At 42.0% G+C, this 15,501-nt stretch carries 11 protein-coding genes; 7 read left to right on the top strand and 4 right to left on the bottom strand.

What is annotated here, in order from left to right; all coding sequences use genetic code 11:
- The first annotated feature begins 92 nt into the window (after positions 1 to 92).
- Positions 93 to 2,342, top strand: coding sequence for a TonB-dependent receptor (locus J1N51_RS02570; protein ID WP_208832446.1), 2,250 nt, complete (start codon positions 93 to 95; stop codon positions 2,340 to 2,342).
- A 143-nt stretch (positions 2,343 to 2,485) separates the two neighbouring features.
- On the opposite strand, the gene pyk is transcribed toward J1N51_RS02570, so the two are convergent.
- Positions 2,486 to 3,925 (bottom strand): pyruvate kinase, encoded by a 1,440-nt coding sequence (pyk, locus tag J1N51_RS02565; RefSeq protein ID WP_208832445.1) that lies wholly within the window; start codon positions 3,923 to 3,925, stop codon positions 2,486 to 2,488.
- A gap of 277 nt (positions 3,926 to 4,202) precedes the next feature.
- Positions 4,203 to 5,051 carry a MurR/RpiR family transcriptional regulator gene (locus J1N51_RS02560; RefSeq protein WP_208832444.1) on the bottom strand — a complete coding sequence of 283 codons (849 nt, stop codon included), beginning with the start codon at positions 5,049 to 5,051 and terminating at the stop codon, positions 4,203 to 4,205.
- A gap of 290 nt (positions 5,052 to 5,341) precedes the next feature.
- Here J1N51_RS02560 and zwf point away from each other — a divergent pair, with 290 nt between their 5' ends.
- From zwf to J1N51_RS02535, 5 genes are read left to right on the top strand one after another with little or no spacing between them, the layout of a single operon-like run.
- Complete coding sequence (gene zwf, locus J1N51_RS02555; protein ID WP_208832443.1) at positions 5,342 to 6,811, top strand: glucose-6-phosphate dehydrogenase; 1,470 nt, start codon at positions 5,342 to 5,344, stop codon at positions 6,809 to 6,811.
- 1 nt (position 6,812) lies between these two features.
- Positions 6,813 to 7,511 (top strand): 6-phosphogluconolactonase, encoded by a 699-nt coding sequence (gene pgl, locus J1N51_RS02550; RefSeq protein ID WP_208832442.1) that lies wholly within the window; start codon positions 6,813 to 6,815, stop codon positions 7,509 to 7,511.
- Between the two features lie 16 nt (positions 7,512 to 7,527).
- Positions 7,528 to 9,345: a phosphogluconate dehydratase gene (gene edd / locus J1N51_RS02545; protein ID WP_208832441.1), complete on the top strand. Its 1,818-nt coding sequence runs from the start codon at positions 7,528 to 7,530 to the stop codon at positions 9,343 to 9,345.
- A 6-nt stretch (positions 9,346 to 9,351) separates the two neighbouring features.
- A complete protein-coding gene (locus J1N51_RS02540) occupies positions 9,352 to 10,305 on the top strand; it encodes a glucokinase (protein WP_208832440.1) in 954 nt (317 codons plus the stop codon).
- A gap of 30 nt (positions 10,306 to 10,335) precedes the next feature.
- The gene (locus tag J1N51_RS02535) at positions 10,336 to 10,974 is read left to right on the top strand and encodes a bifunctional 4-hydroxy-2-oxoglutarate aldolase/2-dehydro-3-deoxy-phosphogluconate aldolase (RefSeq protein WP_208832439.1); all 639 of its coding nucleotides are present in this window, start codon (positions 10,336 to 10,338) and stop codon (positions 10,972 to 10,974) included.
- A 48-nt stretch (positions 10,975 to 11,022) separates the two neighbouring features.
- Here the strand turns inward: J1N51_RS02535 and J1N51_RS02530 are convergent, their stop codons facing one another.
- Positions 11,023 to 11,859, bottom strand: coding sequence for a D-hexose-6-phosphate mutarotase (locus tag J1N51_RS02530; RefSeq protein WP_208832438.1), 837 nt, complete (start codon positions 11,857 to 11,859; stop codon positions 11,023 to 11,025).
- Positions 11,860 to 11,988: 129 nt separating this feature from the next.
- On the bottom strand, positions 11,989 to 12,999 hold the full coding sequence (gene gap, locus J1N51_RS02525; RefSeq protein ID WP_208832437.1) for a type I glyceraldehyde-3-phosphate dehydrogenase: 1,011 nt from the start codon (positions 12,997 to 12,999) through the stop codon (positions 11,989 to 11,991).
- A gap of 229 nt (positions 13,000 to 13,228) precedes the next feature.
- Here gap and malQ point away from each other — a divergent pair, with 229 nt between their 5' ends.
- Positions 13,229 to 15,436 carry a 4-alpha-glucanotransferase gene (malQ, locus tag J1N51_RS02520; protein WP_208832436.1) on the top strand — a complete coding sequence of 736 codons (2,208 nt, stop codon included), beginning with the start codon at positions 13,229 to 13,231 and terminating at the stop codon, positions 15,434 to 15,436.
- Positions 15,437 to 15,501: the final 65 nt, after the last annotated feature.

Genomic DNA, 15,501 nt, shown 5'->3' with positions numbered 1-15,501 from the left:
GCGTGCTTATGTTTTTGATAGTTTGTTCATTCAGTAACATGCAGTGAAAACTATCATTAAAGACTACCAATTTATAACTTCGGGAAATATTTATGAAAAAGGCTGCATTAGCTCTTAGCATCAAGGCTGCATTGTTAGCATCTATGTCTACAACAGCATTTGCTGCGGAAGAATCAGCAAAAGTTGACGAATCTAAACTTGAGAAAATCACTGTTACTGCACTTAAGCGTACTCAGTCGATTCAAGATGTTCCAGTTTCGATTGCAACTTTATCAGGCGAAAAGTTTGAAAATATGTTCGCTGCCGGTGACGATATTCTTACATTGGCAACACGTGTTCCGGGTCTTTACGCTGAGTCATCAAACGGTCGTGTAGCACCTCGTTTCTACATGCGTGGTTTAGGTAACTCTGACTTTGACCTTGCTGCCTCGCAACCAGTTTCTATCATCATGGACGAAGTCGTGATGGAAAACGTGGTTTTAAAAAGCTTTCCTTTATTCGACATCGAGCAAGTAGAAGTTATTCGTGGCCCACAAGGCTCTCTATTTGGTCGTAATACAACGGCAGGTATCATCAAATTTACTAGCCGTAAACCTTCTGAAGACTTTGACGCGTACGTTAAAGCTGGCGTCGGAAGCTACGGTTTAATTAATCTTGAAGGTGCAATGGGCGGTCAAATCGCTGAAGACCTTACTGCACGTGTTTCTGTATTAAACCAATCTAAAGACGACTGGATTGATAACGGTTTCACTGGTCAAAAAGACGCTCTTGGCGGTCATGAAGATCAAGCGGTTCGTTTGCAATTAGCATACAACCCAACAGCTGACCTAGATATGTTGTTAAACCTTCACACTCGTTCATACGAAGGTACTTCATCAGTAATGCGTGCTAACGTACTTACTACAGGTAGCAACGAATTAAACAATTTATATGACCGTGATGTTGTTTACTACAACGGTGGTATGGATTTACAAGACCCGTCTTGTGAAGTTGTTCAAAACAACGCTAACGATTGTGTAATCTTAGATAGCAACCCACAAGCATACGACCAAGATGGTTGGAGCTTAAACATCAACTATGACTTCGGTGCATTCACATTGACGTCTGTTACTGCAATGGAGCAAGCTGAAGGCCGCTCTAAAGGTGACATCGACGGTGGTAACCCAAATGGTCCTGGTTTCATTCCTTTCCAATCTGACACTCAAGACGGCGCTGACGTAGAGCAGTTCACTCAAGAAATTCGTTTGTCTTCAAACGGTAACGGTGAGTTTACTTGGCAGACTGGTTTCTTCTACTTTGACTCTGACCTAACGGTTATTACTGATCCAGGCTTTATCCCTGCATCAACAGTAAACCAAACCAACGAAACGTGGGCGGTGTTTGGTCAAGGTACTTACGCACTTGACGATCAAACTACGGTTATTGCGGGTCTTCGTTACACAGAAGATGAAAAAGGCCTAACAGGTTACTCTGCAGGTTTTGGCGCAGATGTTGAACCAGTAGAATTATCTGACGGTCAAGTTAGCTGGGAATTGATGGTAAACCACAAAATCGACAGTGACTTATCAGTATATGGTCGTGCGTCAAACGGTTTCCGTGCACAATCAATTCAAGGTCGTGACATTGCGTTCTTTGGTACACCTTCAGTAGCAGAATCAGAAACTATTCAATCATTTGAAGCTGGTTTTAAATCTGACCTATTAGACAACACAGTTCGTCTAAACGGTGCGTTCTTCCACTACACAATTGACGATATTCAATTAACAGCTGTTGGTGGTAACGGTAACAATGTTGGTTTAACTAACGCTGGTAAAGGTGTAGGTACTGGTTTTGAATTAGATTCTGAAATCCGTGTAAATGAAAACCTAACTATTACAGCAGGTTTCTCTTACAACGACACTGAATTACAAGACGAAAACCTACTGATTGCAACTTGTGGCTCAGGTGCTTGTACTCCGACAGACCCACTAAACGAAAACGGTGAAGCATACGTTAACGGTAACCCATTCCCGAATGCGCCTAAAACTATCTTCACAACAACAGCTCGCTATGCAATCCCTATGAATGACAACGGTGAGCTATACGTTTACGGTGACTATGCATACCAAGGTGAAACAAACATCTTCATCTACGAGACTGAAGAGTACAACACTGACGGTCAATTCGAGTTAGGTTTACGCATTGGTTACATCCACTACGATCTAGATATGGAAATTGCTGTATTTGGTCGTAACATCACAGACGAAGACAACCTTAAAGCAGGCGTAGATTTCAATAACAATACTGGTATTGTTAATGAGCCAATGACTTGGGGTATCGAGTTTAAGAAGAACTTCTACTAATAACTATTTAGTAAAAGTTTATTGTTGATAAAAGCCTGCTTATGCAGGCTTTTTTGTATTTAGCACCGAGTACGTTAAAAGCACTAAAAAGCTAATGGTAATAAAAAAGCGAGCATAAGCTCGCTTTTTCATATCATATAAGACTAAGCAGTCATTATCTTCATCGTATTAGTAGCGCCGACGGTTTCCATTTTGTCACCGTGGGTTAACATGACAAGGTCGCCTTTTTGTAAACGTCCTGCAACTACCAATGCATTGACTGCTTCGCGTGCGTCTTCTTGGTCAAACTCAGTAGAGTCAAACGCGCATGGATAAACACCACGGAGCAGGGCACAACGATTTAAGGTTTTTTCATGACGCGATAAGGCGTAAATCGGTAGACCAGAACTAATACGTGATAATAGTCTTGCCATACCACCTGACTCTGTCAGTGCTACAATCGCCTTGATGCCTTTAAGGTGGTTTGCAGCATACATGGTTGCCATCGCAACGGTTTCAGAAATGTTGTCAAACTGAACGTCTAAACGATGTTTCGAGCTTAAAACACTCGGGTGTTTTTCTGCTCCAAGACAAACGCTCGCCATCGCTTTGACGGTTTCAACTGGGAAATCACCGGCAGCAGTCTCAGCTGACAGCATTACAGCGTCTGTTCCGTCTAACACGGCATTAGAAACATCCATTACTTCTGCGCGTGTCGGCATTGGGTTCGAAATCATTGATTCCATCATTTGTGTAGCCGTAATGACCGCTTTGTTCAATTGGCGAGAGCGTGCAATTAGCTTTTTCTGTACACCGACTAACTCGGCATCTCCAATTTCAACACCTAAATCACCACGAGCGACCATGATTACGTCTGACGCTAGAATAATATCATCGATAGCTTCATCTGTAGCGACCGTTTCGGCACGTTCGACTTTAGCAACGATACGAGGATTAAAGCCTGCTTCTTTAGCTAGCTTTCGTGCGTACTCAATATCAGCACCATTTCTAGGAAACGATACAGCTAGGTATTCGACGCCGATCTCGGCAGCCGTTTTGATATCAGCTTTGTCTTTATCGGTTAGGGCTGGAGCGGTAAGGCCTCCGCCTTTACGGTTTATACCCTTGTTGTTTGAAAGAGGACCAGCAACGGTCACTTCTGTAAACACCTTTGAGCCTTCTACTGATTCAACTTTTAATTGAACGCGACCGTCATCTAATAAAAGGATGTCACCCGGTGTAACGTCGTTCGGAAGGTCTTTATAGTCTATACCTACTTGTTGCTGATCTCCGGCATCTTTATCTAATTGCGCATCTAGCACAAACTTGTCGCCGACACTTAAATGAATCTTACCGTCTCTAAAACGAGCAACACGAATTTTAGGGCCTTGTAGGTCACCTAAAATGGCAACATAAGTATTTAGCTTCTTTGCAACTTCACGAACGCGCTTTGCTCTGTCTATATGATCTTGCGCTGTGCCATGTGAAAAGTTCATTCTTACGGTGTTAACCCCAGCGGTAATGATTTGCTCTAATATTCCGTCGCGGTCGGTGGCAGGTCCAAGTGTAGAAACGATTTTTGTTCTTCTTAATGCATTAGTCATTTAGACAAAGCTCCAAGTGAAAGCAATTAAAATGTAATTAAATTACATTTTGAAAGAATTGAAGAAAATTACAAGGCTTATTTCAATAAATTCTGAATTTTAACTACAGATCCGATGTCAGTTTTTCCTGACAAAATTCATTTATAGAAATGTATAAGAATAGCGTACTTAACGGTTTCTTCGAGTGATCTGTTTATTTGAAGTGAATTTATGTGGATGTTGGTGCCCCGAAGAGTTGATAAATAGGGCACCCTAGTTTTTCTGTTTGTCTACTAGATTAGTCTTTTTTGTCAAAACGGGAAGGACGAAGAGAGTCTTTCACTTTTTTGAGGTTATCTCTGAACTTAGGACCGCGTCTAAGAGTAAAACCAGTTGCTAATACATCAATAATAACGAGCTGAGCAATACGCGAAGCCATCGGCATGTACAAGTCTGTATCTTCTGGAACGTCTGGGCTCAAACAGATATTACACTCTTTGGCTAACGGTGAATCCTTTGATGTAACCCCAATAACGGTTGCGTCATTTTGGCGAGCGATCTCAGCAATTTCTACCAGCTGCTTGGTACGGCCAGTGTGTGAGAATAACATTACAACATCACCTTCACTTGAGTTCATGCAGTTCATTCGCTGCATGACGATGTCTTCAAAGCAGTTAACTGGCACATTAAAGCGGAAGAACTTGTTAAGTGCGTCCTGTGCGACAGATGCGGATGCACCAAGTCCAAAAAACGAAATCTTTTTAGCTTGAGTCAGGATATCAACTGCGCGATTAACTTGGTTGATGTCTAAACTTTTACGAGCGCTGTTTAAAGAGGCCATTGTCGATTCAAAAATCTTAGCGGTATATTCCTCTGGTCCGTCATTTTCATCAACGTGACGGTTTACATAAGGTGTACCGTTGGCTAAACCTTGAGCCAAGTGAAGCTTAAAGTCTGGAAATCCTTTAGTGTCTAAGCGACGACAAAAGCGGTTAACAGTAGGCTCACTCACGTCAGCAATCTTTGCCAGTGTTGCGATACTAGAGTGAATCGCTTGCTCTGGGTTTTCTATAATTACTTCAGCAACTTTGCGTTCTGATTTACTGAAAGTGGTAATTTGTAGGTTTATTTTTTCTAAGATGTTCATTAATTGGCCTCAACTCTTTTCAGACTCAACGGCAAAATTGACCAGAAATTGAAAAAAGGGTGTCACCATATTTCAAATACAGGTTAAAATTAAACATCAAAGTCTGCTCAATTTCGCTCTCTGTATAGCATTAGAAATTAATTACCAAATAAAAACAACAAAATTAGTTAAAAGTTTACTTTTGTGTAAAAAAATTACAGAAGGCGGGTTTACATAGGCTACATTTGTTCGATAGCATTAGAGCAATGTAGTTTAATTACAATAAACTGACCATCGTACTGGAGAGTCAAATGGCCAAAAGTTTAAGCCACAAACCTTGTGATTTAGTTTTATTTGGAACTAAAGGTGATTTAGCGAGGCGCAAACTTATACCTTCTTTATATCAACTAGAGCGTGCTCAATTATTAGCGGAAGATACTAAAATCGTCGGTATAGCACGTGATAAGCACGATTTGAAAGGTTACAAGAAGGTTGTCTCTGAAAGCTTAAAAGAGTTTTTAAAAGAACCAGTCGATAAAGAAGTAGAAAAGCGATTTCTAGCGCGTCTTGAATACTGCAAAGTTGATATGACAGTAAAAGACGACTACTTAAAGATAGCGGATGTGGTCGATTTAGAAAGTCGCACAATGGTAAATTACTTTTCTACACCGCCATCAGTGTTCGGTGCTATTTGTGAAGGCTTGTCTCATGCGGGTTTAGTAAATGAAGAAACTCGTGTTGTCGTCGAGAAGCCGATCGGTCATTGTTTAGAATCATCTAAAGTCATTAACGATAAAATTGCAGAACATTTTAACGAAAATCAGATTTACCGTATCGACCATTACTTAGGTAAAGAAACGGTACTTAATCTATTAGTATTGCGTTTTGCAAATGCGATCTTTACTAACAACTGGGATCACGAATGTATCGATCACGTTCAAATCTCAGTTGCAGAGTCTGTTGGTGTAGAAGGACGTTGGGGCTACTATGACGATGCTGGTCAAATGCGCGATATGGTCCAAAACCATCTTTTACAAATCTTGTCTTTGCTGGCGATGGAGCCACCAGTCGACGTTTCTGCAGATAGCATTCGTAATGAAAAGCTAAAAGTACTTAAAGCATTACGCCCAATTACAGTAGATGACGCATCAGAAAAAACGGTACGTGGTCAATACACCAAAGGCTTTGTAAACGGACAGCAAGTACCGGGCTATCTAGAAGAGGAAGGTGCTAATACAGAAAGTGACACTGAAACATTTGTGTCTATTCGTGTCGATATTGATAACTGGCGTTGGGCTGGCGTTCCTTTTTATCTTCGCACAGGTAAACGAATGCCAATTAAAGGCACTGAGATTGTCGTTCACTTTAAAGAGCTTCCTCACAATATTTTTAAAGAAACTTATAAGACATTACCTGCCAATAAGTTAATTATCCGTTTGCAACCACATGAAGGTGTAGAAATCCACTTAATGAACAAGGTCCCTGGCCTTGGTGAAAAAATGGAGCTGCAACAAACTAAGCTCGATTTGAGTTTTTCAGACACGTTCAAAAATGACCGTATTGCCGACGCCTATGAACGCTTGATGTTAGAAGCCATGCTAGGTAACCAATCACTATTCGTACGTCGTGATGAAGTCGAAGCCGCTTGGGCTTGGGTCGATGGAATTTTGGACGCCTGGGACAAATCTAATGAGTCACCTAAGGACTATTCAGCCGGCTCTTGGGGGCCAGTCGCGTCTATTGCAATGTTGGCAAAAGACGACAGAGAATGGGATGAATAATATGACTGTACAATTAAATAAATTTGATAATGCCACTGAACTAAATGCCGCATTTGCTGAAGAAATAGCGCAAAAGCTAACTCAAGGTATTGAACAGAACGGCGCGGCTTCGTTATTAGTTTCAGGTGGTAATACACCTAAAGCGTTATTTTCAGTACTTAAGTACAAAGATTTAGACTGGTCAAAAGTAACGATAGCTTTGGTTGATGACCGTTGGGTTACATTAGATGATCCCGCTTCTAATGAAACAATGGTGAGACAAAACCTATTGCAAGAAAACGCGGCTGCTGCGCATTTTATTGGCATGAAAACATCCCATGAAAACGCATTTGACGCAGTTTCTACTGTAACGACAAATATGCAAAATATTCAAATGCCATTCGACGTGGTGATTTTAGGAATGGGCGAAGACGGTCATACGGCGTCAATTTTTCCTTGTTGTGCACAGTTAGACGAAGGGCTTACGACCAAAGATTTAATCTTAGCAACTGAACCAACAACCGCACCACATCAGCGCATGACCTTTTCTAAGGCCGCGCTGTTAAATTCAAAACAATTGTACCTTCACTTAGTGGGTGAAAATAAAGAAGCCGTTCTAAATCAGGTTCGCGAATCAAATGACGAACGCAAAGCGCCCATCAACGCCTTTTTGAATCAAGATAAGGTACCAATGACGATTATGTTAGCGACCAGCAAATAGGCGCTAGGAGTAAATAATGAACCCAATTATTCAACAAGTTACCGATAGGATTATTGAGCGCAGTAAAGCAACTCGAAAAGCCTACCTTGCTAAAATAGAAAAAGCGCGCTTAAAAGGTCCACATCGTGGTGTGCTTTCCTGTGGTAACTTAGCTCACGGCTTTGCAGCCTGTAAACCTGAGCAGAAGAAAGACTTAACTGCATTAACTAAAGCAAACGTTGGTATGATTTCGGCTTACAACGATATGTTGTCAGCTCACCAACCTTACGAAGTGTACCCGGATAAAATAAGAGCCGCAGTTGAAAAAGTAGGCTCAGTTGCACAATTTGCCGGTGGCGTACCAGCCATGTGTGATGGTGTAACTCAAGGTCAACCTGGTATGGATCTCAGCTTAATGAGCCGTGATGTAATTGCGATGAGTGCAGCCGTTGGTCTTTCACATAACATGTTTGATAGTGCAGTAATGATGGGTATCTGTGACAAGATTGTCCCAGGTTTAGTTATGTCTGCATTGTCGTTTGGCCATTTGCCATTTGTATTTATTCCTGCTGGTCCGATGGAATCAGGGATCCCTAATAAAGAAAAAGCGCGAGTACGTCAGTTATATGCTGAAGGCAAAGTAGGTCGTGATGAGTTGTTAGAGTCTGAGTCAAAATCATACCACTCAGCAGGTACGTGTACGTTTTACGGTACTGCTAATTCTAACCAATTAGTGGTTGAAGTTATGGGTCTTCATCTACCTGGGTCGTCTTTCGTAAATCCTGGTACTGAATTACGTGATGCGCTTACCGAAGCGGCAGCAATTCAAGCGACTCGTATTACCGACTTAGGTACTGAATACACGCCAATTGGTCACATCGTAGATGAGAAGTCAGTAGTAAATGGCATAGTTGCTTTATTGGCGACAGGTGGTTCAACTAACCACACCATGCACCTAGTCGCGATGGCGCGTGCGGCTGGTATCATTGTTAACTGGGATGACTTTGATGCGTTATCTTCGGTAACGCCGTTACTTACCAAAATCTATCCTAACGGTCAGGCCGATATCAATCACTTCCAAGCAGCAGGTGGAATGGCACTATTGATAAAAGAGTTGTTGCGCGGTGGTTTTGTTCACAATGATGTTAAAACAATCTGTGGTGAAGGCTTAGAAAAATACACCAAAGAACCTGCATTACGCGACGGCAAATTAGTATGGGTTGATAGCCCTGAAAAATCAGGTGACGAAGACGTATTAACCACGATAGAAAAGCCTTTCAAGCCTGACGGCGGTTTATGTGTGTTAGACGGTAACCTCGGTCGTGCGGTGATCAAAACATCATCACTGCGCGAAGGTCGCAATGTAGTCAAAGCTCCTGCAGTTGTATTTGAAAGTCAACACGACTTAGATGGTGCGTTCCAGGCTGGCGACTTAAATAAAGACTGTGTTGTTGTTGTTCGTTACCAAGGCCCTAGAGCTATTGGTATGCCAGAGCTTCACAAATTAACGCCGCCATTAGGCGTATTACAAGACAAGGGCTACAAGGTTGCATTGGTGACGGACGGTCGTATGTCGGGTGCATCAGGTAAAGTGCCTGCAGCGATTCATCTATACCCTGAAGCTCTAGACGGTGGTTTGATCGCAAAGGTTCAAAATGGTGACATTATTGAAGTGAACGCCGATGAAAATAGCATTAAATTACACGTGTCTGATGAAGAGTTAGCTATGCGTACCGTTACGCCAAAAGATCTTTCGGAAGAACGCGAAGGGATGGGCCGTGAAATGTTTAATGGTTTCCGCAAAATTCTAACCACGCCTGAAGAAGGCGCAAGTTGTATATTCCACGAGGCTTAACTAAAAATGTCATTGCAAGCTTTAGTCGCAGATATTGGCGGCACTAACATTCGATTAGCCATCGCAGATTTGGCAACACTAAATATTGATCGCGTCCAGACCTATCGTTGTGCGGACTTTGATAATATCGATGATGCGATAAAACAATACTTATCTTTCTTAGACTTTGACGTGCATTATGCATGTATCGATGTAGCCTGCCCGGTGTTGGGTGATAAGGTTGACTTAACCAACAATCACTGGTGTTTTTCACAAGAAAAGCTAGCTGCACAATTTGGTTTTGAAAAATTAATTGTTATCAATGATTTTACTGCAATCGCGATGTCAGTACCGCAGTTACCTAATGAGGCAAAAGAACAAATTGGTGGTACAGAGCCACAAGCTAACAAACCTATTGCAATATATGGTGCAGGAACAGGATTAGGTGTTGCACATTTAGTAAATGTGGCAGGTAAATGGGTACCACTTGGTGGTGAAGGCGGTCATGTTGACTTCACTCCCACAGACGATGAGCAAATTGCAATACTTAAGCAACTTAAGAAAAAGTACCCAACGGTCTCAGCCGAGCAATTGTTATCTGGCTTAGGTCTAGTGCAGATTTATCAGTCTTTATGCGCAATTCACAATGTTGAAGAAAAGAATTACCAGCCAGCAGATATTAGCAACCACGCTATTGACGGTACAGATCCTATGGCTGAAAAAACTCTAGCGGTATTTTGCCGAATTTTAGGCACCTTTGGTGGCAACCTTGCCTTAACGATGGCGACGTTTGGTGGTGTTTATATAGCGGGCGGTATTGTCCCTCGATTTATCGAATATCTTAAAAACAGCGATTTTAGAACTAAGTTTGAGGCAAAAGGGCGTTTTCAGCCGTTTGTCTCAGCGATCCCTGTGTATGTTGTAACAGAAGCTCAACCAGGCTTAATTGGTTGTGCGGCGTATTTAAAACAAGAACTGTAACTAAACAGTTGAATGAATTAAGGAATTAGTATGGCAGAGCGTAATTGGTTAATTGACTCCTCTGAAGTATTCGCCGCTGGACCGGTAGTACCTGTGTTAGTTATTGAAAATGTTGAAGATGCGGTGCCTATTGCAAAGGCATTAATGGCAGGTGGAATTAAAGTATTAGAAGTTACTTTGAGAACGCCTGCGGCCATTGATGTTATTCGTGAAATTGCAACACATGTTCCAGATGCACTTATTGGCGCTGGTACAGTAACCAACGCACAACAACTCAAGCAAGTTACTGAAGCGGGTGCCAAGTTTGCGATTAGTCCCGGTTTAACACCAGACTTATTAGATGCTGGTAATCAAGGAACAATTGCCTTGATTCCGGGTATCTCATCAATTTCAGAATTAATGGTGGGATTGGATAAGGGCTATAGTCACTTTAAGTTTTTCCCAGCTGAAGCGTCAGGTGGAGTACCATCGTTGAAATCAATCGGTGGGCCTTTCCCAGAGGTTAAGTTTTGTCCAACCGGTGGTATTAACCCAGGTAATTATCAAGATTATTTGGCATTAAACAACGTGATGTGTTGTGGTGGTTCTTGGTTATGTCCAGATGCGTTAGTTAAAGAGCGTAAGTGGGACGAAATAACTAAGCTAGCCGCAGCGGCTGTAGCTGGATAAGCTTATAAAAATGTTGTATCAGCCAGACTAATTAGTCTGGCTTTTTATTTAGATGCGCTTTATTTGTTGAGTAAGGGTGTGGGAGTCGTGAGAGCCTACTTGTAGGCCTTGGGTGTTGGCCATTTCGACACAAATCATATGGGCAAAGCCATCATTGTCAAAGTCACCCATAGCTTCAGCACCTTCCTTCCATGGGTTCCAAAGAACGACAGAGTCGTAACCTGACCCTGAAACAACAAAATGAGACTCATCTGTACAAATTTCGATCTTCTCGATAGCGTCGAGGTAAACTCGATCGACTGGGTATGAAATACTTAAGGGGTGTTTATGAACGCCGCTTTTACTTGCTAGTTTGTCCTCGTAGTTAATTTGTTCAAAGCCAATAAGTTTGCACTGATAGATATCACTGATATTAAAATAGGTATGAATGGCCTGACTTAAATTTAAGGTTTTTTCGGTCAGGTTTTCTGTGTGTAAATTAATAGTTATGTCATCGCCCAAAACGTATTCGATAATCAGAGATAAATTACTTAGATCAATAGGTGCTTGGTCCAATTGACAACTAAACCTGATCCGCACTCGCTCGTCATCACCTTCACAATCTAATAACTGCCACGGTAAACGACGTGCATAGCCATGTTGAGGTAAGCTATTGTCTTGTGCGGGACCAAACCAAGGCCAGCAAATAGGTGCACCACCTCGTATAGGTGCTGAACCGTCAAGTTTGGCGGAGGAGGAGAGCCAGATCCATTCCACCCCTGATTCATCTTTAAAAGATATCAATTGGCCACCGAACTGACTGATCTCAGCATGAAACTTTGGGTGTTCTAATTGATAAAACAATTGTCCATTTTTATTCAGGGTTTTTAGGTACTTAGTTCTCATTGTCGCAACACATCTCAAATAAAAGCTGGGCCGGTAAAAAATAAAACGAGCAGTTCAGTTTTTACCCATAAAAAAAGGTGAGCGCTATGCTCACCTCTTATAATATAGCGTACTTTGCCGCTTATTTTATTAACCTTTCATTAATAAAACTGCGTTGTCTAACATACGGTTAGAGAAACCCCATTCGTTATCGTACCAGCTCATTACTTTAACAAGTCGACCTGTTACGCGTGTTTCAGTCGCGTCAAAGTTTGAAGAATAGGCGTTGTGATTAAAGTCGATAGATACCAGTGGCTCATCGTTAACTGCCAATACTTCGGCTAATGGCCCGCCTTGAGCAACCGCGTCGCGAATCACTTGGTTAACTTCTTCTACCGTTGTATCACGCTTAGCAATGAACGTTAAATCAACTAAAGAAACGTTTATTGTTGGAACACGAACTGCAAGACCATCCACTTTACCGGCTAATTCAGGAACTACGAGACCAACCGCTGCTGCTGCACCCGTCTTAGTTGGGATCATAGACATAGCTGCTGCACGAGCTCGGCGCAGGTCCGTGTGGTATACGTCACTTAAACGCTGATCGTTAGTGTAAGCGTGAATGGTGTTCATTAAACCAGACTCGATACCAATCTTGTCGTTTAATACCTTGGCCATTGGCGCTAAGCAGTTTGTGGTGCACGAAGCGTTAGAAATCACAGTCATGTCAGGAGTGATCTCGTCGTGGTTAACACCATATACAACCGTTGCATCTACGTTTTTACCAGGCGCTGAGATGATTACTTTTTTGGCACCGGCTTCAATATGCGCACTTGCCGCTTCTTTAGTTGCAAAGATACCCGTACATTCGAAAACGATATCAATATTCATTTCTGCCCAAGGTAAGTCAGCAGGGTTGCGCTCTGAAGTAACCTTGATTACGTCACCGTTTACCGTGATTGAGTCGTCAGTGTGTTCAACTGAAGCCGCAAAACGGCCATGGGCGGTATCGTACTTTAATAAGTGGGCATTGATGCTAGCATCACCTAAATCATTGATTGCTACGATTTTTAAATCATACTGCTTTTCTGATTCATACAAAGCTCTAAGAATATTACGGCCGATGCGGCCAAAACCGTTAATTGCAACACGAATAGTCATATCAAATCCTATTTAAGTGAATGGATATTTCAAAAGTGTAATAAAATTACATTTATTTTCCTATGAAGTAAAGGGGTTTAGCGTGACAATATGATGTCATTTCTATATAAAGCACTTTTTGCAAACGTATGTAGTAGTCAAAATAAAGCAAAGGCCTTTATAGTTAGCGGCCATAAATTCTGATTAATTATCGAATCTTAGCCCTTATTTTCCATGCATAGGAATAATCATGAACGAATCGCTAATCGAACAGTTAGTTCAAGCACGCGGTATTGAGTCTCAATACACTGACGCTTGGGGCAACCAAGCAATTATAGACCAAGCGTCTAAAGAAAAGATTTTAGCGGCGATGGGTTATCCCGTTACCGACGAGGCGGCTCTCATTGAAAAAGTAAATGAAGAGTCAAACGCAGCGTGGTTAACCGTCATTGAACCAGCAAATATTGTTCGAATTGGTGAGGCTAAACCACTTTTGATTAAATTGCCTATCGACTTTGTAAATGACGAGTTAACGTTAGTTGTTAAGCAGCAAGGTACGGTAATTCAAAAATTAAACGTCACGCCTATCGATCACGAATTAATTGCCAGTGTTGAAGTTAATGATATTGAAATTCAACAATACGCATTGGATGTTAGTTTTGACTTAGAGATGGGTTATTACGAGCTTTCACTTGTAGAAGAAGGGCAAGAAGAACCATTGGGCGAAGGTCGTTTGATCGTTGCGCCCCAATCTTGTTTTAAACAAAAAGAAATTATTGCTGGCCAAAAGCTATGGGGCCCAAGCGTTCAGCTTTATTGTGTTCGCAGTAAGACTAACTGGGGCGTAGGCGATTTTTCAGACTTAGCTACCTTGATAGAAAAAGTAGCAGATCGCGGTGCAGATTTTGTTGGCCTAAACCCTATCCATGCTCTTTATCCAAACAATGGCGATGCCTGTAGTCCTTACAGTCCGTCTTCTCGTCGTTGGTTAAACGTGATTTATATCGATGTAGAGAGTGTACTTGGCTTTGGTGTTGATAAGGCTACTCAAGAACTATTCAACTCAGATGATTTCCAAGCCCAACTTACTGCAGCGAGAGAAACGGATCACATAGATTACGGCTCAGTAATGGACCTTAAATTACGTGCTCTCAAACCGCTATATGAGTACTTTGCTCGTGAAGAAATCGCGAATCAAACAGAGCTTGCCAAAGCGTTTGAAGCGTTCAAAGAAGAAGGCGGAGACAGCCTAGCTCAACTGGCTGCCTTTGACGCGATTCAGGACAAGTTCAAATCGGAAGGTCGCTATATTGGTGATAACTGGGGGTGGCCGGTGTGGCCTGACGAGTTTAAAGACTTCAACTCAGAGGCGGTGCGCCAATTTGTTAAAGACAATGCCGAGTTAGTAGACTTTTATGCATATCTACAATTTGTGGCGTTAACCCAGTTGGAAAAAGCCAACGAAGTTAGCCAAGCAAAAGGTATGGCTATGGGCACTTATCGTGACCTTGCAGTAGGCGTCAGTGAAGGCAGTACTGAAATCTGGGCAAACAAAGACTTATATTGCACCGATGCGTCAGTGGGCGCGCCACCTGATGTGTTAGGTCCGCTTGGTCAAAACTGGGGGTTGCCACCGATGGACCCAGTAAAACTTTACCAACAAGGTTACCAGCCTATCATCGATTTGTTCCGTTCTAACATGCACGCATGCGGAGCATTGCGCATTGACCATGTGATGGCATTACTTCGTTTGTGGTGGGTACCAAAAGGTGAGTCCGCTAAAGCGGGCACTTATGTTTATTACCCAGTTGATGATTTACTTGCTATTTTGGCACTTGAAAGCCACTTGAATGAGTGTTCGATTATTGGTGAAGACTTAGGTACTGTGCCTGACGATATCGTTGGTAAATTGCAAGAAAATGGCATCCACTCGTACAAAGTGTTCTTCTTTGAGCAAGCGGAAGATGGTGGCTATTACTCGCCTATGCACTACAAAGAGCAAGCAATGGCAACGTTGACAACCCATGATATGCCGACCTTAATTGGTTACTGGCATTGTAAAGATCTTGAATTAGGTCAAGAAATTGGTTTGTATCAGGGTGAAGAGCTTATGCAGTCATTGTATGCCGATCGTGTTAAGTCGAAACAAGCTATCCTAGATAGCTTACACGGCCACAATAGTATTCCCGAACACATTGGTCGAGATGCAAATTTTGTTGGTATGACTCAGGACTTAAATTACGGTATGCAAATCCACATGGCCAAAGGTTCTTCGGCGTTGTTAAGTTTGCAAATCGAAGATTGGTTACAAATGGATATGCCTGTAAATATTCCAGGCACGAGCGAAGAATACCCTAACTGGCGACGTAAATTGTCAGTGGATTTGGAGGACATCTTCGAAAAACCTGAAATCAATAAATTAACGCATGATTTAACACAAGCACGTAAATCAGCCTAATCTATAATAAAATGAGCAGCACCTTAGGGTGCTGTTTTCTGTTTTAACTATCCAAGTCATTAGTG

This window comes from Psychrosphaera ytuae (assembly GCF_017638545.1).
GTDB lineage: Bacteria > Pseudomonadota > Gammaproteobacteria > Enterobacterales > Alteromonadaceae > Psychrosphaera > Psychrosphaera ytuae.
This window is presented reverse-complemented; position numbering and strand designations above follow the sequence as displayed.